Source organism: Proteus terrae subsp. cibarius, assembly GCF_011045835.1.
Lineage (GTDB): Bacteria > Pseudomonadota > Gammaproteobacteria > Enterobacterales > Enterobacteriaceae > Proteus > Proteus cibarius.
This window is the reverse complement of record NZ_CP047349.1, coordinates 331,770-353,035: the sequence shown is the minus strand read 5'-3', so window position 1 is coordinate 353,035 and position 21,266 is coordinate 331,770. Positions and strand designations below refer to the sequence as shown.

The 21,266-nt window shown below is 37.4% G+C and carries 19 protein-coding genes; 7 read left to right on the top strand and 12 right to left on the bottom strand.

Going from position 1 to position 21,266, the window contains the following annotated elements:
- Nucleotides 1–69 precede the first annotated feature (69 nt).
- From arcC to rbsK, 8 genes are all read right to left on the bottom strand, one after another.
- The gene (gene arcC / locus GTH25_RS01760; RefSeq protein ID WP_164530285.1) at nt 70–1,017 is read right to left on the bottom strand and encodes a carbamate kinase; all 948 of its coding nucleotides are present in this window, start codon (nt 1,015–1,017) and stop codon (nt 70–72) included.
- 15 nt (nt 1,018–1,032) lie between these two features.
- Entirely contained in the window at nt 1,033–2,025 is a 993-nt protein-coding gene (gene argF, locus GTH25_RS01755; protein ID WP_088493920.1) for an ornithine carbamoyltransferase, read from the bottom strand.
- Between the two features lie 136 nt (nt 2,026–2,161).
- Nucleotides 2,162–2,263, bottom strand: a complete 102-nt coding sequence (gene speFL, locus GTH25_RS19320) for a leader peptide SpeFL (protein ID WP_109372621.1) — start codon at nt 2,261–2,263, stop codon at nt 2,162–2,164.
- Nucleotides 2,264–2,565: 302 nt separating this feature from the next.
- Nucleotides 2,566–3,354, bottom strand: coding sequence for a sulfite exporter TauE/SafE family protein (locus tag GTH25_RS01745; protein WP_164530284.1), 789 nt, complete (start codon nt 3,352–3,354; stop codon nt 2,566–2,568).
- Entirely contained in the window at nt 3,354–4,205 is an 852-nt protein-coding gene (locus GTH25_RS01740) for a MurR/RpiR family transcriptional regulator (RefSeq protein ID WP_075672253.1), read from the bottom strand. The genes GTH25_RS01745 and GTH25_RS01740 overlap by 1 nt, the downstream gene beginning before the upstream one ends.
- 24 nt (nt 4,206–4,229) lie before the next feature.
- Nucleotides 4,230–5,594 (bottom strand): PTS transporter subunit EIIC, encoded by a 1,365-nt coding sequence (locus GTH25_RS01735; RefSeq protein ID WP_075672251.1) that lies wholly within the window; start codon nt 5,592–5,594, stop codon nt 4,230–4,232.
- 39 nt (nt 5,595–5,633) lie between these two features.
- On the bottom strand, nt 5,634–6,548 hold the full coding sequence (gene murQ, locus GTH25_RS01730; RefSeq protein WP_075672249.1) for an N-acetylmuramic acid 6-phosphate etherase: 915 nt from the start codon (nt 6,546–6,548) through the stop codon (nt 5,634–5,636).
- 239 nt (nt 6,549–6,787) lie between these two features.
- Complete coding sequence (rbsK, locus tag GTH25_RS01725) at nt 6,788–7,708, bottom strand: ribokinase (protein ID WP_075672247.1); 921 nt, start codon at nt 7,706–7,708, stop codon at nt 6,788–6,790.
- 179 nt (nt 7,709–7,887) lie between these two features.
- Here rbsK and deoC point away from each other — a divergent pair, with 179 nt between their 5' ends.
- The 4 genes from deoC to prfH all read left to right on the top strand — a co-directional run bounded on the left by deoC (nt 7,888) and on the right by prfH (nt 11,447).
- Nucleotides 7,888–8,556: a deoxyribose-phosphate aldolase gene (gene deoC, locus GTH25_RS01720; RefSeq protein ID WP_075672244.1), complete on the top strand. Its 669-nt coding sequence runs from the start codon at nt 7,888–7,890 to the stop codon at nt 8,554–8,556.
- 55 nt (nt 8,557–8,611) lie between these two features.
- A complete protein-coding gene (locus GTH25_RS01715; RefSeq protein ID WP_075672242.1) occupies nt 8,612–9,388 on the top strand; it encodes a DeoR family transcriptional regulator in 777 nt (258 codons plus the stop codon).
- Between the two features lie 311 nt (nt 9,389–9,699).
- Nucleotides 9,700–10,836, top strand: a complete 1,137-nt coding sequence (locus GTH25_RS01710; RefSeq protein ID WP_164530283.1) for an RNA ligase RtcB family protein — start codon at nt 9,700–9,702, stop codon at nt 10,834–10,836.
- Entirely contained in the window at nt 10,836–11,447 is a 612-nt protein-coding gene (gene prfH, locus GTH25_RS01705) for a peptide chain release factor H (RefSeq protein WP_075672238.1), read from the top strand. Before GTH25_RS01710 ends, prfH begins: the two co-directional genes overlap by 1 nt.
- 221 nt (nt 11,448–11,668) lie before the next feature.
- Here the strand turns inward: prfH and GTH25_RS01700 are convergent, their stop codons facing one another.
- The 4 genes from GTH25_RS01700 to dpaL all read right to left on the bottom strand — a co-directional run bounded on the left by GTH25_RS01700 (nt 11,669) and on the right by dpaL (nt 17,130).
- The gene (locus GTH25_RS01700) at nt 11,669–12,943 is read right to left on the bottom strand and encodes an MFS transporter (protein ID WP_164530282.1); all 1,275 of its coding nucleotides are present in this window, start codon (nt 12,941–12,943) and stop codon (nt 11,669–11,671) included.
- A gap of 95 nt (nt 12,944–13,038) precedes the next feature.
- A complete protein-coding gene (locus tag GTH25_RS01695; protein ID WP_075672234.1) occupies nt 13,039–14,625 on the bottom strand; it encodes an N-acyl-D-amino-acid deacylase family protein in 1,587 nt (528 codons plus the stop codon).
- Between the two features lie 72 nt (nt 14,626–14,697).
- Nucleotides 14,698–15,882: a YgeY family selenium metabolism-linked hydrolase gene (locus GTH25_RS01690; RefSeq protein WP_075672232.1), complete on the bottom strand. Its 1,185-nt coding sequence runs from the start codon at nt 15,880–15,882 to the stop codon at nt 14,698–14,700.
- Nucleotides 15,883–15,912: 30 nt separating this feature from the next.
- Nucleotides 15,913–17,130, bottom strand: a complete 1,218-nt coding sequence (gene dpaL, locus GTH25_RS01685) for a diaminopropionate ammonia-lyase (RefSeq protein WP_075672230.1) — start codon at nt 17,128–17,130, stop codon at nt 15,913–15,915.
- Nucleotides 17,131–17,494: 364 nt separating this feature from the next.
- Between dpaL and GTH25_RS01680 the strand changes: the two genes are divergently transcribed.
- From GTH25_RS01680 to GTH25_RS01670, 3 genes are all read left to right on the top strand, one after another.
- A complete protein-coding gene (locus GTH25_RS01680; RefSeq protein ID WP_099660260.1) occupies nt 17,495–19,291 on the top strand; it encodes a sigma-54 interaction domain-containing protein in 1,797 nt (598 codons plus the stop codon).
- A gap of 657 nt (nt 19,292–19,948) precedes the next feature.
- On the top strand, nt 19,949–20,521 hold the full coding sequence (locus tag GTH25_RS01675) for a fimbrial protein (protein WP_075672226.1): 573 nt from the start codon (nt 19,949–19,951) through the stop codon (nt 20,519–20,521).
- A gap of 58 nt (nt 20,522–20,579) precedes the next feature.
- On the top strand, nt 20,580–21,260 hold the full coding sequence (locus GTH25_RS01670; protein ID WP_075672224.1) for a fimbrial biogenesis chaperone: 681 nt from the start codon (nt 20,580–20,582) through the stop codon (nt 21,258–21,260).
- Nucleotides 21,261–21,266 lie beyond the last annotated feature (6 nt).

Sequence of the window (21,266 nt, the reverse complement as noted above, 5' to 3'; positions counted from 1 at the left end):
AGTAGAAATAATATCTAACTGGCAGTGTTTATTTTTAGAATTAAATTTAGAATGATGATAATTATGATATTAATCAGAAATAATTGTTGTACCTGTTTTTCCTTCTAAAGCAGATAATGCATTATCTAAAGAAGTAATAATCGCTTGTACACCTTTACCACTTTCCTTTAGAAAATTAAGGCAAGCCTCGACTTTAGGTAACATGCTTCCTTTAGCAAATTGCCCTTGAGAAATATATTCTTGAGCCTGAGAAAGGGTTAATTTATCTAAATTCATTTGCTCTGGTTTATTAAAATTAATAGCGACTTTATCAACAGCCGTTAATATTAATAAAATATCTGCTTTTAATTCGACAGCTAATTTAGCGCTAGAGTTATCTTTATCAATAACAGCATCAATGCCTTCTAATAACTCTCCTTTTCGAATAACGGGAATACCACCTCCGCCAACCGTGATCACCACAATATTGCGTTCGACTAACTGTTTAATAATCGGTGATTCCACAATTTCTAACGGTTTGGGTGATGGAATGACTCGACGATATCCACGTCCTGCATCTTCCATAAAGTGGAAACCATGCTCTTTTTGGATAGCCTCAGCTTGTTGTTGAGTATAAAACGCGCCAATTGGTTTTATGGGTGATAAAAAAGCAGGATCGTTTTTATCGACAACCACTTGCGTCACTATGGTCGCACAACCATGATTTTTATTCAGATTTCTCGTACATAATTCGTCATTAATAGCCTGTTGTAGATGATAGCCGATATAGCCTTGACTCATAGCACCGCATTCAGCAAATGGCATATAAGGCGTGCCAATGTTCTGTTGCGATGCATAATCCATAGCTAAATTGATCATCCCAACTTGCGGACCATTTCCGTGACCAATAATGACTTGGTAGCCTTTCTCAACCAAATCTACAATCGGCTTTGCGGTTTTCCGCACTATCTGCTTTTGCTCTAGTGGCGTACTGCCCAGTGCATTTCCCCCTAAAGCAATAAATACCTTCTTAGGCATTGTTAACTCCTTGCTTTAGCTTAACGTCGCAAACATAACGGCTTTAATGGTATGCATACGGTTTTCAGCTTGGTCGAAAACTTTTGATTGGCGAGACTCAAAAACACCGTCTGCCACTTCCATTTCACTCAAGCCAAATTTTTGATAAATATCTTCACCAATAGTTGTTAAGCGGTCATGAAATGAAGGTAAACAGTGTAAGAAAATAGCGTGAGGATTTGCCATTTTCATCATAGATTCATTAACTTGATAGGATTTTAATAAACGAATTCGCTCATCCCAAACACTGTCTGGCTCACCCATTGACACCCAAATATCGGTATAGAGAACATCCGCGTCTTTTGCCCCTTTCTCAATATCTTCTGTCAATGTAATAGAGCCTTCGTTTTCAGCCGCGATTGCACGACATTCCTTCACAAGTTGCTCTTCTGGCATTAAAGATGCTGGACCACATGCGGTAAAATGTAAGCCTAATTTCGCGCAAACCACCATTAAAGAGTTAGCAACGTTATTGCGAGCATCACCAAAGAAAGTCAGCTTAAGCCCTTTTAAATGACCAAAGTTTTCTTCAACTGTCAGCATATCCGCCAACATTTGAGTTGGATGGAATTTATCGGTAAGACCATTCCATACAGGTACTCCTGATTTTGCTGCCAATTCTTCAACTAATGACTGATCAAAACCACGATATTCAATACCATCATAGAAACGCCCTAACACGCGCGCAGTATCTTCAATAGACTCTTTTTTCCCCATTTGTGATGAGCCTGGATCAAGATAAGTGACTCCCATTCCTAAATCATAACCCGCAACTTCAAAGGCACAACGTGTGCGCGTTGAGGTTTTTTCAAATAATAAAACGATATTTTTACCTTCTAAAGAGCGATGAGGAATACCCGCCATTTTTAATGATTTAAAATGTTTAGAAAGCTTTAATAAATATTGAATTTCAGCTGATGAAAAGTCGAGTAATTTTAAAAAACTTCTACCTTTAATATTAATAGACATAATAATCCTATCTCCTAATTATTCTGATAATAATAGAGTTAAAAAATATTTTTTTATTTAAAAAATAGAGAACCTTCCTCAATAACCTAGATTATTAAGAAGTATGCTTTATATTTTTAGAGCATAGAAAGAGGGTTTATCCGTTAAAAACAGAGAAATGGAAGCACTGACGTTGTTTATACATCATAATGTGGGCAATACGTCTAATATGAGGTGTTTTCCTATTATTATTTTCCATAATACTAGTACCTTCACTTATAGGTATTAAATGAGGGTTACAGTGAAACATATAGGAATTAACTTTAATGTGATTATCATCTCAATTATCTATTTACGATAAAAACCATATATCAGTAAAAATAAATTATAAAAAACACATTCCATTAACACACAAATAAAAAGTGGACAATTGCTTTTATATTAAAAATGACTTCAATTAAATTAATAAGATAATAGAAAAATAGCCAATAAAAAAATTATTTTTATTTGGCTATTATTTAAATACACTTTAATAATTAACATTAATGACACATTTTAATACTAGAATAATTTAGCTAACATCATCACGGCACTACAAATAATTAAGATCAAAGTTGCATACTGAAACACCCTGTCAGGCATTCTGATTAATAACCACTTAGACAGCGGAATAGAGATCAACGAGCCTAAAAATAACAACAGTGCCAAATGAATATCTGTATGCCCATCTTGCATATAGGCGAGTGCTGAAGATCCCGATAACAATGTTGTGGTAAATATAGAAGTACCAATAGCTTGTTTTATAGAGAGATTTGCATAACGTAGCAATAACGGTAATACAACCACACCACCACCCACTCCTGTTGCACCTAAAACAACACCTGCTACAATTGCAGGAAATAATAGTGCTTTTATATTTAAAGGCGCTAACGCTGTATTTTCAACGACAACCGGAGGTAATGAGAAAAACATTCTCTGCACAAAGAGAAATAGAGAAAAAATAATAGCACTGACGACGAGTGCATTAATTCCCCATTCAACTTGTTGCTGATACTGCTCTAACGAACCTAAATAATTAACTAAAACACTGGCCCCAAAGGTACTTGGTAGCATTATTCCTAATACAATCATCGCCCTTTTAAAGGGAATATTTCCAAGGCGAAAATGCATATAAGACGAAGTGACTTTCATCAACATAGATAATAAATTAGCTGTTGCCACTGCCATTAACGCATTCATGCCAAAGAAATAGGTCAATACAGGTAAAACAATAACACCACCACCGACCCCCGTCGTACTTATAACTAAACCAATAGCCGCACCCACCGCTAATGTAGTGATAAGTAACATTATTGATTTCCTTGCATAACAGCTTCTCGCCCTTTTAATAAGGCTTTTTCTGCTGACTCATTCGCCAGTGTCATATATTTAAAAAATAGCACATCAAAAGCCACCATTTGTAAAACTTGTGGCGTGATCACCCCTAATTGAGAGTGCTGTTCGTCATAAAAATAAGGCAACGTATAATCAGATAAACGCGTTGCTTCATCTTGCCCAAAGCGCGTTAATGCCACCGTTAAGCAGCCCTCATCTTTTGCTGATTTCAGCATTCGATTAATATCTGCCGTATTTCCTCTTGCCGTGACAGCAATAGCAACATCATCAGCAGATAAATTAGCGGAATAAGCCAGTTGAGCATGAAGATCAGGGCTAAATAACGTGTTTTTATTTACACGAATTAATTTATGAAAAATATCACTCGCCACAACCGATGATGCACCAATACCAAACAATACAATACGTTTTGCTGATACCATTTTCTCAGCTAACACATCAATGGTATTGGGATCTAACAAAGCCAACGAATCTGAAATAGCGCTGGTAAACAAATGTCCTGTTTTGGAAATAATTAATTCTGTCGAATCTGTTTTCGCAAGATTGCCATAAAGAATATCGCCACTACTTTTTTGTTGCTTTTCTTCTGAAAGGTAATCAATTTTAAATTCAGGATAACCGCGATATCCCATTTGACGAGAGAAACGGATAACAGAAGCACTACTTACACCTGCTTTAAGTGCCAGATCAGCGGCATTCATACTGGCAATATTCTCACTATTCTCTAATAAATAATGAGCAATACGTTGTTCTGTGCCTTTGCCTTGTATTAGCAAACTTTCAAGCTTTTTGGTCAGTGTCGACATTCTGTTATCCTTTTTATTTCTGACTTATTTCTCTGGATCTGTAAATCCCATTAGCATACTGGCAATAAAACCGACAATCCATGCACCTAATACTGCGATCAGGAATTTAATAATTTGCCCATCACCAACTAACGGAATTAATGATAACCCAGCAGTACCAAATGGAATAATGATCCCGACTTGGAAATAGGCCATTAATGCACCACCAGCAGCGCCACCAATACATCCCGCGACAAACGGTTTTCCTAATGGAAGAGAAACACCAAATAATAAAGGCTCACCGACACCAAAAATACCAACAGGTAATGCACCCATTAATGTTTTCTTTAAACGTTGATTTTTAGTGCGTAAGTAAACCCAAAAACAAGAGCCTACTTGCCCCATTCCACCCATAGCTAAAATAGGGAATAGGTAATTTAAACCAAACGTATTTAAGATTTCGGTATGGATTGGAATTAAACCTTGATGCAAGCCAGTTAATAACAAGAATAAGAAACTACCTCCTAATGCGGCTCCCGTTACAACTGCGCCACCACCTTGATTTAAAAGTGATAGTGAAACGCCTTGTGCTAATAACTGATTAAGATAATGACCAATTGGTTGGAATATCATAATCGCTACCAGTGAAGAGACTAAAATAGTCACAAACGGTGTTAAGATAAGATCGAGACTCTCTTTAACAATACTACGGAACCATAATTCTAATTTTGAAGAGAACACGACCACCATTAATACCGCAAAAATACCACCACTGTTTGGCTGTAATTTTTCACCAAATAAGGTGATATCAGCAAGCCCCGGCATGGCTAATAATCCAGCCATTACTGCACCAATCGAGGTTGATGCTCCCAACTCTTTAGCTGTATTTATCCCAATCATAATAGAGAGATAGGCAAATACCGTACTACCAATTAATTTGAATAATTTAAATAGCTCAGGGAATTGCTCAACTAAGCCCGGTGCGACTAAACGGATAATATTAATTAGCCCCATAATCAAACCGCAACCAATTAAAGCAGGAATTGTCGGAACAAAAATAGCCGCTAATGTATTTAGCATTCGGCGAATGGAGAAACCTTTTTTCACTGGTGTTGACGCAGGCTCATCTTCACTACTTACAGAGCTATTTTGCATACGCTTATTCATAATGGAATAAACTTTTGCCGCAGTTCCCATTCCTACAATCACTTGATGTTGTTCGCCATTAAATACAACACCTTTAACGCCTTCGACTTGTTTTAAAGCATCCGCATCAAATAGCGAGCTATCTTTTAAAATCAATCGAATACGGGTCATACAATGTGTTAGGGTTGCCACATTTTGAAACCCACCAGCGTGTTTTTCTATTTCTATTGCTAACGTGTCGAGATGTTCTATTTTATTAGCCATATATGTGCCTGCTAAAGTTCAGAGTGTTTACTCATATTGTTATTCGTTAAATAGTGCAAGTTGCTGTTGGAGCGAGTGATAAGAATATTGCTGTGTAATTTGATCGACTTTCTCCACACTCAAGTGAAGTTCGTACATTAAAATAGCTTTTCTAGGATGATAATTAACCATTTGTAACAGTGTTCTGGCTCTTTCATTTGAAATTCCACAAACTTCGCTGACAATACCTTCAGCACGACGTTGTAATTTCTCATTACTCGCTATCACATCCACCATCAGGTTTTTATGCACTTTTCCAAGCTTAGTCATTACGCTGGTGCTTAACATACCCAAAATCATTTTTTGAGCTGTGCCACTTTTCATTCTTGTGGAGCCTGTTAACACCTCTGCGCCCACATCTGGTGCAATAGATAAGTCAGCAATGTCACTCATCATACTTTTGCCACGAGTGGTAATGGAAACGGTCAACGCTTTTAGCTTTTTACCATACTGCAAAGCCGCGACAGTAAAGGGGGTACGACCGCTTGCAGCAATGCCAATAACCACATCTTTATCACCGACATGACGACGTTGAAGTTCTTCAATTGCTGCTTCTTGGCTATCCTCAATATTTTCGACTGCTTTTAGCATTGCATCATGACCGCCTGCAATAATCGCCTGAACTAATGTAGGAGATACACCAAAAGTAGGAGGACATTCCGCACTGTCTAATACCGCCAATCGGCCACTTGTTCCTGCGCCGACATAAAAAATACGCCCACCTTTTTGCAAACGTTCGGTAATTTTTTCTACTACTTTAGCGATAGCCGGTAATTCTTTTTTAACGGCATTGGCAACAGTCATATCTGCACTATTGATAAGCGTGACCAACTCTAAAGCGCTTAATTCAGAAAACTGTGCTGTTTCTTGATTGCTTTCATTTTTAAGACATTCGCTCAATGCATCTTCTTTCATCACAACAACCTTAATGAAACCAAATTTCAACTTAAATTACATTCAATGAAATTGTATTTCAATCATATTTGTCATGATGGTGTGAAATAAATCACATAATACGAGATCTTTTTTTGTAGAGAAAAATTTAATAGCAATCAAAAAGATAATTTAATTTATTGATTTAAAATAAATTCTCTCAATCATCTTACGAGTTAGATAACTGAGAGAATAGAAAGGAGTGATTATGAAAAAGGATATTACTTTGCCTGTGACAAAAACTGCCCAAATTCTTCAATACTTGGATAAGAAGATTGCGTGCCTTTTCCCGCAACACTTAAACCTGAAAACATCACCGCTTTATTTAATGCTTCTTCAATATTATTGGTGTGAACATAATAATGAGAGAAACAACCAATAAAGGCATCGCCCGCTCCACTGGTATCTATTGCATCAACTTCGATGGCAGGAATGTACTTCTCAATTTTGCCATTCATCCATAATGCCCCTTTCTCACCTAATGTAACGATGACATTCTTAAAACCTTTGTGTAGCAAAGAACAAGCAGCTTCGCGAATTTCATCCATTGTGGTGATTGGCATACCCGTCAGAATTTCCAGCTCTGTTTCATTCGGAACAAAAAAGTCACAACGGGCAGCAATAGTAAGGTCTAATGCTTTTGAAGCGGGTGCTGGATTAAATAACACAGGAATATGGTGTTTATTACCAAACTCAATAGCGTGATAAACCGTTTCAAGTGGGATTTCTAATTGCAGGACAATTATTTTGCATTTTTTCAAACTATCTGTTGCTCTATCAATGTCTTCTGGTGACAAATGTTGATTAGCCCCTTTAACAATTAAAATGCTATTTGATGATTGGGAAGTCACAAAAATAGGTGCAACACCACTTGTTGTACCGGGCACTTTTTCAACATAGCGTGTATTAATGCCATAAGATCCTAAATTCATGATGGTGTTATCCGCGAAAATATCATCGCCAACCTTTGTTAACATCATCACTTTCGAATTTAATTTAGCAGCAGCAACCGCTTGATTTGCTCCTTTACCACCACAACCAATCTTAAATGCCGGCGCCTCAAGGGTTTCCCCTTCTTTTGGCATCCTATCTATATAGGTGATCAAATCCACCATATTTGAACCAATCACTGCGATATCCATAGCGCCTCTTACTCTTATGTGAAATGTATAAATGTTAAAATAGTGACATTCTGATAGATATATAACAGTATCATGTTATTTAAATATCATTTGTGATTGTTATCTCGTTAAAACCGCACTAATATGTTGCCAAACTAACATGAGTGATAAATAACAATCTTCTTATTAAGGAATATACAATGCGTCCATTAGCTAATTATATCGATCATACCCTTCTTGCTGCAGATACAACTGAAGCACAAATCAAGAAATTGTGTGCTGAAGCAGCTGAACATGGTTTTTTCTCTGTTTGTATTAACACTTCTTACATCCCTTTAGCAAGAACTTGCCTTAAAGGAAGTGATGTAAAAGTATGTTGTGTTATCGACTTCCCATTTGGTGCTGGTTTAACAGCAACAAAAGCGTTTGAAGCGGCTGAAGCTATTCGTCAAGGCGCACAAGAAGTCGATATGGTTATCAATATCGGTATGTTAAAAAGTGGTCGTTTAGACTTCGTAAAACAAGATATTGAAGCAGTAAAAGCAGCTTGTGGTAATACAACTCTGAAAGTTATTTTAGAAACTTGCTTATTAACTGACGACGAAGTACGTTTAGTTTGTGAAATGTGTCGTGAGATCCGCGTTGATTTTGTGAAAACATCAACAGGATACAGTACAATGGGCGCCACAGAACATCATGTTGCATTAATGCGTAAAACAGTGGGTGATGAAGTGGGCGTGAAAGCATCAGGTGGTGTTCGCGATCGTCAAACAGCATTAAACATGATCAAAGCAGGTGCAACACGTATCGGTGCTAGCGCAAGTGTCGCTATCGCAACAGATTCAGATGCACCTGAATCAAACTACTAATTATTTAGCGTATATTTTCTTGGAGTACGCTATTCGATAACACAAGGATCCTTCGGTGATAGAGACCAAACAGCACGAACGTTTGCGCCGCCTCAGTGAATGTATTAAACGCTCAGGTCGCATACATCTTAAAGACGCCGCGAGGATCCTTGAAGTTTCTGAAATGACAATTAGGCGCGACCTGAGTTCTGACACCGAAAACCCTTTTCCGATGTCATTATTAGGTGGTTATGTTGTTGCATTAGCCCAGCCTCATTCAGGATTAATTTCAACATCCTCTAATATTATTACGCCAGATCAAACCGAAGAACTTCATATTCCTAATCTTGCCGCAGGTATGGTCTCTGATGGCGATGTTCTTTTTTTCGATAATGGACAACTTATTCCTACACTGATTGAACTTATTCCCGATAACCTGCATTTCACCGGAATTTGTTATTCTCATCGCGTATTTTGGGCATTAAGCCAGAAAAAAAATGCCACTGTATTACTTTGTGGAGGTGAATATCGTCCTAAAAGTGATTCTTTCTACAATCCTACTCAACCTTCTTATCTCGATAACATTAATCCTAAGAAAGCCTTTATTTCAGCTGAAGGTGTTCATCTCGATTTTGGCGTTACCTGTTATAACATCGACGATCTTTATATGAAGAAAAAAGCGATGGATAAATCTATTCGTAAGATCTTACTCACCAAATATCACTATTTTGATGAAACAGCGACAGGCAATATGGGCGATTTAGCTCAGTTTGATGTTGTGATCACAGATAGAAAATTAACGGATGATTACGAAGATTATTGCCGAAAAAGCTCAGTAAAAATAATTTATTAATTCAAAATAAAGTGCTAACTAAAATAGATAATAAAGAAAATTTAGCCTTAAATTAAATAAATTACATTTATTCTCTTTTATAAAAATAAAGAAAATTCACGCCACTTTTGATTGCCAAGGCAAAAAAAAGTGGTTACTATGCCCGCGATTTATTATTTCTCACCCATTTTAATTAACGCAAGGAGGTATCCCATGACAACTACAAATATGAATACTCTTTGCGGACAACCTCAGAAGTAATCCTTTTTTCCTTCTTTTTGCTGTCCGCCAATCAATTTATTTTTTATCCTTTACATTATATGGATTGGTATATGGACAAGTGTGTTCATTATTTATCTGATAGCGTTTGTTATATCGCATCTGATAATACTTGGATTGAAAGCAAAGCAATCCAACAATTAGAAACAACGGCTCAACTTCCTGATATGGCTTATGTGGCAGGTATGCCAGACCTACATCCAGGTCGCGGTTATCCTATTGGTGCAGCCTTTTTTTCTGTTAATCGTTTTTACCCTGCTTTAGTCGGAAATGATATTGGCTGTGGTATGACACTCTTTCAAACTGAATTTAAAAACAGCAAACTTAACTTAGATAAAGCAGAAAAACAGTTGAGTGAAATGAGTGATATCGCACCTTCAGAATGGCTAGAAGCACATCTACCGACTGAAATGCAAAACCACCCTTTTGCTGGATCTTTAGGCTCTATTGGTGGCGGTAATCACTTTGCTGAATTCCAACAAATTGATCAAGTGATCAATGAAACCCTTTTCGCTGAAAGTGGTATCAATAAAAAACAGTTATTGCTACTTGTTCACAGCGGATCGAGAGGTTTAGGACAATCTATCTTACGTGCCCATACAGAACAGTTTGGTCATAAAGGACTGGTTGCTAACACCGAAGATGCAAATGAATATTTGCAAGCTCACAATAATGCACTTGATTATGCAAAGATTAATCGTCGCCTTATTGGTGAAAGAATGATGCGCCAAATTCGTACTCAAGGTGAAGTTATTTCTGATGTAAATCATAATCTTGTAGAGCCTTGTGAGTTATATAGTCAACAAGGCTGGTTACATCGAAAAGGTGCAACACCGGCACATCACAATATGGTCGTTATTCCGGGTTCACGCGGTGATCACAGTTATATTGTTAAGCCTATTGTGTCTGAATTAAGTCTTCATTCATTACCGCATGGTGCAGGCAGAAAATGGATGCGTACCGAGTGTAAAGGCCGTTTATCACACCGTTTTACACCCTTACAACTTTCACGAACTACATTAGGTAGCCGTATTATTTGTGCCAATAAACAACTGATTTATGAAGAGGCACCACAATCTTATAAATCAATTGAGACTGTGATTGAAAGTATGGTGAACATTGGATTAATCGAAGTTATTGCACGTTTAAAACCGGTGATCACCTATAAAACAAGTGGGGAGATGGCGTAATGTTATTACAATTCACCTCCGCACAAGGCCCTGAAGAGTGTTGTTTAGCCGTTGAAAAAGCCTTAAATTACTTTTTGAAATCAACGATAAAACAGCAAGTGAAGGTTACTGTTCTTGAAAAAGAACCTTCACGTCATGGCTTAAAATCTGCGTTAGTGTCTCTTGAAGGTAGTGATGCACAAGCTATCGCACAACAGTGGGCAGGTTCCGTGCAATGGCAGTGTGCAAGCACATTACGACCACGACATAAGCGTAAAAACTGGTTTATTGGTGTTGCTTGTTTTGAACAACCTGATGAAATTAATGACAAAGAAATTGTCTTTGAAACCATGCGTTCCAATGGCCCCGGAGGCCAGCATGTTAACAAAACAGAATCTGCGGTCAGAGCAACACATATTGCCACTGGTATTAGTGTAAAAGTGCAATCAGAGCGTAGTCAGCATGCTAATAAAAAACTCGCTAAACAACTTATTGCATGGCATTTAGAGGCTTATATGATGAAGCAACACGCCTCATTAAATAGCCAACGCCATATTGCTCATCACCGAGTTATTCGTGGCGATGCCACACTCTGTTTTAGTGGTAATGACTTTGTTCTGATAAACAAATAATGTCATTAATCTAGCAAAAGCAAAGCCACGATTTTTAATCGTGGCTTTTTTAAGACAAAAATATCCTGCAATAAGATTTTTTAAATTAAAAAATCAATAAAGCGTATAATGAGTTTTAATAAATAAATCTTACAGTTAATACATTTATTTTATTAAATTAATCTTACTTGTTTTAATAACATCATACTTATTAAAATATAAACGTTATTAATACTGATTAATTAAATGGATGCTGGTGTATTTTTCATTTTAACGGTGAACGTCACAACAGCAGAAGCAACTAATGCAATTATCATAAACATAAATGCACTGTCATAACTGCCACCACTGGCTTTAATTAAGAAGCCCATAACCGGTGCGGAAACAACACCCGCCATTTGACCACCGAAGTTAACAATTCCTGAAGCACGGCCCATGATTTTATTCGGGATAGTATCCATTAAAATACCCCAGAACATCGCCATGGCGAAGAACATAAATAATGCTGAAATACACTGATATACAACAGCCATATCAGCACTTTCAACGGTATATGTCATATATAAGAAGCCTGCAGCAATCACTGCGGTAATCATATATAACCATTTACGCTGTGATTTACATTTATCAGAAACATAACCCCCTAATAATGTACCACCAGCACCAAATAAGAATGGAATAGCCGCCATTACCCCGGTTTTAGCCAAAGAGAATTCACGAACAGTAATTAAATAACTTGGCAACCATGTTGAAAATCCCCAGAAGGTAATATCAAACAGAAACCAAATCGCTGCCATTTGCCACAACACTGGCATCTTTAAAACGTCTTTAAAAGGTACCGCTTCAACAGGTTTATCCGTTAATGTACCGTCTGCTGCTAATTCATCGAGATCTTGCTGAGTAATACTTGGGTGATCTTTTGGATTATCACGAGTGAAGAAGTAAATACCAGCAGCAATTAATAAACCGGGAATACCTAAAACAATAAACACCATATGCCAGCCAAAAGCACCGATAATACTCGCTGCAACAATGACAGCTAATGCTGGCCCTAAGGTATTTACTGTTGATTGAATTGCCGTTGCACGACCACGCTCTTTAGATGGGAAATACGTTGAGATCATTTTCCAAGAAGCAGAGGGAAAACAGCCTTCACCAATACCAAATAAGAATCGCACGGCAAGCATTAACGGTAATGTAAACACCATACCCGTTAAGCTAGTGAATACTGACCACCATGCAATACCGATCGCCATGATTTTACGCGCGCCAAAGCGGTCAGCTAAGAAACCACCGGGTATTTGGAATGCCGCATAACCGACAAAGAACGCACTGATAATTAAGCCTTGTTGGGTGGTATCAAGATTAAGATCACGTCCAATAAAGGGTAATGAAACACTCATTACCATTCTATCTAAGAATGAAAGTAACCAGGCTAACCAAATTAAGGATAAAACGGTGTAACGAGCTTTCCATGTTTTCTTCTGTTGAAGATTTGGAATAATATTTGAACTCATTTTCCTGTTCCTCAGGTAAGGGGAAACCATCACGGTTGAAGAACAACCGTGATAAACAGAGATAAGATTTAATGTTTAAGAGCGCTATTGTAAGGTTATGCTCTTAAAACATGACCGCTACAGGCGTAACTTTCGATCCCATTAATTAATGCGATACGTCCATTGACCATCACCAAGTCGATCCCTTCTGGGTATTGGTTTGGTTCAACAAATGTGCCTTTATCAATAATGGTTTCAGGATCAAACATCACAATATCTGCGGCATATCCCTCTTTAATTAAGCCTCTGTCGGTTAATCGAAGGACTTCTGCAGGTTTACCTGTCATTTTGCGGATAGCTTGTTCCCAAGTGAGGCATTTTTCTTCTCTGACGTACTTCCCTAAAACACGTGGGAATGCACCGAATACACGGGGATGAGGCTTACCTGCCCCCATTAGCCCATCAGTACATACGTTTTGTTCAGGACGACATAAGAATTTGATAACGTGTTCTTCTGTACCGTAAAAATCCACCATTCCTACCGCATTTTCTTCTTCATATAGCAGATCGAAAGTTGCGTTATACGGATCTTTACCTCTCAATTTACCTAGCTCTACAAGGCTAAGGCCAACGGCATCTTGGTTTTTTTCTGTTTTAGAACTAGTGACATAAATATTTTCTAACCCTGCGAAATCAATAAAGTTATCCCAACCTGGAATACCTTTTTCAATATCTTCAATCATCTTTTTACGCAGTTCAGGAGAAGCTAAGCGCTCTAATAATTTTTCTGTACCTCCTGCATGAACCCAAGGCGGTAAGATCACCCCGAGCATAGTACTACCTGCCACATACGGGTATTGGTCAAAAGAGATACGAATGCCCTCTTTTTGTGCTTGCTCTAACATACCGAGCATTTCATCGATTAATCCCCAGTTTTTCTTACCACAAACTTTCATATGGGAAATATGCAACCAAACACCGGATGCTTTAGCGATATCAATAAGCTCTTGAGTTGATTGAATAATATCGTCAGCTTCACTGCGTTGGTGAACGACAAAAATACCATTGTGTTTTGCTGTCACCTTACAAAGTTCGATCATTTCTGCAGTATCACCAAAGGCACAAGGCATATAAATCAATCCTGTTGATAAACCAAATGCCCCCGCTTTTAATTCACGCTCTAAGATCTCACACATCTTGGCGACATCTTCGCGAGTAGAAGGATTACCTTCTAATCCCATCGCTTCCATTCGGATGTTGCCATGCGGAACAAGGTAAGCAAGATTGGTTGCAGAGCCTCTCGCTTCCAACATCCCTAAGTAACCTTCGGTATTTTTAAAATGCCAATCAATACTGTCAGAATCACCATCTAAACCCGCAATATTCTTGCGCCATGCAGAAATATATTGTTCTGGTAATGGTGCTAACGCGACACCATCTTGCCCTAACAATTCAGTGGTGATCCCTTGGCGGATTTTGGCGGATAAAGCAGGATTAAGCAGAGCAGACAAATCAGAGTGAGTATGTGTATCTATAAAACCGGGACAAACTATTTTCCCTGTTGCATCAATAATCTGATCATTTGTTTTTGCATCAAACTGGCCGATTTTTATTATTTTTCCTTCATTAACCACAACATCAGCTTGATATGCACTTGCCCCTGTTCCATCAATAACAGTGGCGTTTTTAAATATTGTTTTCATTCTGTTATTTCTCCAAAGAGCATCTGACTGTTTTGTCAGATACTCTTCTAGTAAGGATTTATTTCGTAAGAATTAAAGGTGGTAAAGGCTATTCATAATGCTGTAGTAACCGCTCGCAGCACCTGTTAGCTGTTCAATTTCGATATATTCATCAATGGTGTGTGCCAAGTTTTCGCGAGATGGACCAAAACCTATGGTTTTAATACCCGCTTCACCTGCATAGTGGCTACCGTTAGTACAGAAAGAGTATTGTGTGACGGTAGGGCTAAAGCCCGATTCATGCAGCCCTTTTAAAACACTTTGTACATAAGGATCGCTCTCTTCTAATACCCAACCAGGGAAGAAACGTTCACCTTCAATAGTGGCTCCGGTGTAACATTTTTCAGTACCGTAGGCATAAGAGACTTTGGCTTTAAAATCAGCATCTTGAGAAGCGAGTTCATCAATCGCTTTTTGTAATGGTGCAAGCACTTGCTCTTTAGTTTCACCCACTAATAAACGGCGATCGTAAGTGGCACGACAATACTCAGGTACTACCGAAGCACCCGGATAAGGTGATGATTTAATATCCGTTAGTTCTAAGATCCCTTTTCCTAATACAGGATGAACCGATGGCGTTAAGGTTCTGATCTTCTCGATCAGTTTTGCCATTTTATAAACAGAGTTGATCCCTGCATCTGGATTAGCGGAGTGAGCGGGTTTACCAAAAGTTTCAACAACAATTTCAGCACGACCACGTTGCCCAATTTTGAGGTTTAATTCGGAGGCTTCACCAATCACCACATAGTCTGGTTTATAGCGCTCAGAAACGAGTCTTGCGGCAACACCTTCAAAACACTCTTCATGCACAATACAAGAGACATAAATGCGGCCAGCAAAGTTGCGCTGATTATCTTGGCCATAAAAACCTATCGCCGAAATCATGGCAGCGACAGCACCTTTCATATCACTGGTGCCACGGCCATAAATCTTACCGTCTTTTATTTCTGCACCATAAGGCTTTTCTTTCCAGTCACGCTCACTAACCGGTACGGTGTCGATATGACCATCAAAAACAAGAGTTTTCCCTGGGTGTTGACCTATAATTCCGCCAATGATATTGCCGTATTTATCAATATGAATATCGTCAAAATCATAGTTTTTCATCATCTCTTCTATGACCTTAACAACGTTACCTTCTTCACCTGAATAGCTTTTTTGTTGGATTAATAATTGGCAATTCTTAATAACTTCATCAAATCGGTTTGCTGATAACATACTGTTCACTCCAAAAGACTTATTTGTTTTTTAAAATTGTTTGAAGCTAGGCAACTCACCATCCCACACGATATCGCGATAACGTTCAGGATCAGTGTCACCTTCAGTGCTTATCACAAGCACTCTTGCATTTTCATCTAATCCCAGCGCTTCTTTCGCGCTCTGATAAACAGGTGATTGCATCAAAATAGAGAGCAAGCCTGTTGTCACTGCGCCAGATTCACCAGAAATGATGTGCGGATCACCAGGTAAAGGGTTCCCTAAAATCCGCATTCCCCTAGTCGCGACGGCATCAGGGCAAGAGAAAAATGCCGCTGAATAATCGCGTAATAAATTCCAACCAATACTATTCGCCTCACCACAAGCAAGCCCTGCCATCACCGTTTGTAGATCCCCACCAACAGGAGTAGCATCCGCTTTTCCTGATACTGCAGATTGATATAAGCAGTCGGCAATACGCGCTTCAGCCACAATCACTTTCGGTGCTTGTTTTCCATAAGCCGCGGTTACCATGCCTTGCACCATACCCGCAAAAGAGCCCACACCGGCTTGCACAAAAATATGCGTCGGAGGGACTTCATGTAATTGCGCGAGAGATTCCAGCATTAAAGTGCCGTAGCCTTGCATGATCCAAAGTGGGATCTCTTCATAACCATCCCATGCAGTATCTTGAACCACTATCCAGCCATATTTTTCAGCCATTTCAGCCGTCATTCTCACTGCATCGTCATAGTTCATATCAACGATTTCAGCGACGGCGCCTTCACGTAAAATGGCATCCAAACGTTCTTGTGATGATCCTTTTGGCATATAGACCACTGCTTTTTGCTTTAACTGTCTTGCCATCCAAGCAACACCGCGTCCATGATTCCCGTCAGTGGTTGTCGCAAAAGTTACGCCATTTAACTTTTTCCTGATCTCATCACTGATCATTACCTCATAAGGTAATTCACTTATGTCCATTTCGAGGAAATCAGCAATATGGCGTGCCATCGCATAAGCACCACCTAACGCTTTAAACGCTTTTAAACCAAAACGGAAAGACTCGTCTTTGAGATATAACTCACCAACCCCTAAGGTTTTGGCTAACTGGGGTAAATGAAATAACGGTGTAGGTGCGTATCCTGGAATAGTTCTGTGAAAATCTAACGCTTTGACTAACTCTTCATAACGAAAAGGGGCAAGCTCAGCGGTTGGTTTTCGCGTAAATGAACTTTGGTTAATCAGGTACTGCAATTGCTCCTGCATGGAATTACCTCTTAATCACACTTTAAAATTCGCGATAACCCAATATCGCGATTAATCGGAATACATAGGGTTATCCCCTATATCGCAATATGTATGCCAACTTACTCAAAAAGCATTGAATAAAAACATAACCATTTGATTTTAAATATTTTTATTGTTTTAACGATTAAGAGATGAAATTAATGATGCAGAAAAGCTGTGATCTAGGCGGTTTTATTTAAGTGATAAATTATCAATAATAATAAACTGTGTGAGCTTTATACAAAAATCACATAACAAACTAATAAATAACAACTAAATTTAACACCCTAAACAGGTGATGATAATTTATTATCAATATTGATAATTTTAAGGTGAGAATGTGATGCACTCATTACTCAGTACTCTACAAGATGAAATCAGCAAGTACACTGACGCCATTGCCGGTATCACTGGTACCGATGTTGAAATTATTGATAACAACTTAATTCGTATTGCTGGTACAGGTCGTTATCGCTATATGCTCAATCAAGACGTCTCCAGTAATGGGCATATTTATCGCCATGTGCTACAGGTTCAAAAAACCATTCTGATTGAAGATCCAAAAGAGAACGATCTCTGCCAACTCTGTCAAAATCGCTTAACTTGTACCGAAGAGCTTGATCTAAACGCGCCAATTTTCCTTAATAATCAAGTTATTGGTGTTATTGGTATTATCTGTTCTAACCGAGAACAAAAAAAATTCCTGATGAAACAAAAGCAGGCTTTTATTACCTTTATAGAGCAATTTTCAGAGATGATCTCAAGCCGTGTTTTTGAATGCCTTGAAAGGCTTAGAGAGCAAGAACGATTTGGCACTTTCCGTAACTTGATTGATGTAATGGATAGAGGTGTTATTGCGATCGATAGCCAAGGCAAAATTTGGCACGCCAATCTTTCTGCTTTACGCTTTTTTGATTGTGAATTGATTGGTCAATCTCTTGATATCCAGATGACAGGCGATATTCTTTATGGCGATGAAGAAGCATGGCTGGTATTAAACCAACAACGCTATCATGTTCTGTGTAAAAAAATCACATTTTCATCGGTTGATAATGACCAACTCAGCATGGTTATATTTCATGATGCTCGTGATTATATGACACAAGTAAATACCCTCTCTGTTGATGAAAATCCCCACTCCCCTTTAATTGGCAACTCACAAAATATGCTTCAATTAAAAAGCATGTTAAGTAAAGTCGCCGTTAGCCACGCCAGCGTACTTATCACCGGAGAAAGCGGTTCAGGTAAAGAAGTGGTTGCTTACACTATTCACCAACAAAGCCTACGCACAAAACAACCTTTTATTACCATTAACTGTGCAGCTATCCCAGAACAACTACTGGAAAGTGAGCTCTTTGGTTATGTACGTGGTGCATTTAGTGGCGCTGATCCTAAAGGGCGTATTGGTAAATTTGAATTAGCGCATGGTGGAAGCCTATTCCTAGATGAAATTGGGGATATGCCTTTGCATTTACAAGCCAAGCTTTTACGCGTACTTCAAGAAAAAAGTATTACTCGTGTTGGCTCTAATAATATGATCAATATTGATGTGAGGATCATTGCCGCCACCAATAAAGATCTGCGTGAAATGGTAAATAAAGGACAATTTCGTGAAGATCTGTTTTATCGTCTGAATGTTGTTCCGATCCACACTCCCGCATTACGTGATCATCGGGAAGACATTGCAGAGCTTGCACAATTTTTTGCTGACAATTTAGCATTAACCTATCAGCGACCTGCAGCGAAGATCCCCAATTCTATTATTAACTACTTATATTCCTATGATTGGCCCGGCAATATCAGAGAGCTACGCAATGTGATTGAGTATATGTATGTTATGCAAGGCGATACCGTTGATTTAAACCTCAGTCACCTTCCTCCTTATTTGCTAGAACCTCCTCATTCTGATCCTTTAGAAAAAGAAAAAGCCAGTGGTATCTATACAGAAGCTAAAACAGACAATAAAACTCAACCATTAAACACACAAGAGCTTCTCAAAACTCAAAGTCTGACATCAGAATATCAAACTATTATGAACGTGTTAGATAAAACAGGAATAACATTAGAAGGAAAGAAAAAAGCTGCTGAAATTTTAGGAATAAGCATTGCGACTTTATATAGAAAAATGAAAGCTCAATAAAATTGCATTTAATATGGGTGTTTTCATATTTAAGACACCCAATATGAAAGTTAAATAAAAAAACAGACAAAGAAAGTTATAATAATAATTATTCCTACTAATACTGTTTACATTATTATTAGGAACTCTTCTTTTAATGACTACTTTTTATAAAGAATTGTCATCCTGATAATTTAATATTAATGCTATTTGTAACTAAATATATTTTCCATAAAGTAAATTTAAACTATCCCCTCTGATCCTCATTCTCTCTCAAAAACATAATCCAATGAAAAATAACATAAAAAAAATTATATTTTATTATCTTGTTAATGATTTTCATCTATTACATAAGAGAATTTTGTAACACTGTGCATGAGACAGAACTAAATAAACTACATAGAATCCTCTTATACGAAAATTGAAGCGAATTTCTATATCCAAATTTAATGTTAATTATAAAAATTAAAACAATGAAAGTTGATTACGATTTTTATGATTAATAGTAAAAGCTATTTTATTTAAGATTATATTTTTATTGGATTTATCTGTTTAAAGTGCTGATATCTCCTGGTGCCTTTAGTTGATCTATGAGCAGTAATAATAAACTAATCTTAGAATAAATAGCACTTAATATGCTTCATTAAATACTATTTATATCAATCACTAGGGGTTAACATGCCTATTTTAACAAAAAAATTACTTCCAATGGTTTTCGTTATTTCCGCAATAACGGCAAGTGCTACAGTTTCTGCTGAAGAGCAAACTGGTCAGATTTCTTTTACTGGTTTAATTTATTCATCAACGTGTACTATTGATATTAATGGCACGGGTTCTGATGGTAACGTTAATATGGGACGTTACGCGACCAGTGAATTTAATGACGCAGGTAGCGAAGTAGGTGGAACAGCGGGTAATGGTAAATTAGATATCTCTTTAATTAATTGTCCACCACAAGGTAAAGTTAAATTAAAATTATCAGGTAAAACAGATGATAGTTCTGATAGAATTTTAGCATTAGATAATCCTAATGATCCTAATACCGCAAAAAATGTCGGTATCCATATTTATGATGATTATGATCTAGTTAATCCTTACCATATCAATTTTACTGAAGAGTATGATATTAAAGATACTGGCGATCTTAAATCTAAAACACTCTCTTTTATTGCCAAATATGTCAGCACTGATGATGACGTAGAAGCAGGACGTGCTGATGCAACATTAAATTATACTCTGACTTATCAATAATAAATAGAAGCAGGTTAATTATTATATTAACCTGCTTCTATTCAAGAGGTATTTACCAATGATATTAAAAAACACACTCTTAGGATTAGGATTAATATTTAGTTCAATCACATCTTGTTTTGCTGGATTTGGATTAGAAACAACACGTGTTGTTTATAATGAAACAAATAACAATGAAGGTTTTGTTGCCTTTAATGACGATAAAAATACTAATTATTTATTACAGTCTTGGGTCGAAGATCTTAATGGTAAACTCACTCAAGATTTTGTTATTACTCCACCATTAATTAAGTTAATGGCACAGCAAAAAAATACATTACAAGTGACTAAAAATACTATTTTGTCTAATGATGTTGAATCTATGTATTGGATCAATGTTAAATTTGTCGCACCAAGTAATGAAAATTTAGAGAATGTCCTTCGCTATTCTCTAACCAATAGGATCAAGCTAATTTACAGACCTCAATCTCTTAAAAATGTTAATATTGAAAAGGAAATCAAAGAGTTAAAGTGGAATGTGAAAAATAATAGCCTTGTGGTATCAAACAATTCACCTTATTTTGTCAATATTGGAAAACTTATTGTTGATGGAAAAGAAATTGAAAAAACACCTAGTTTTCTATCACCAAAATCAGAAACAGCCATTAATGTAAATAAAACACTTTCTGGTAAAGAAAAAATAAAATTATTTTATATCGATGATTTTGGAAAAAGTCTGCCAATGGAATTCTCATTATAATAAGAG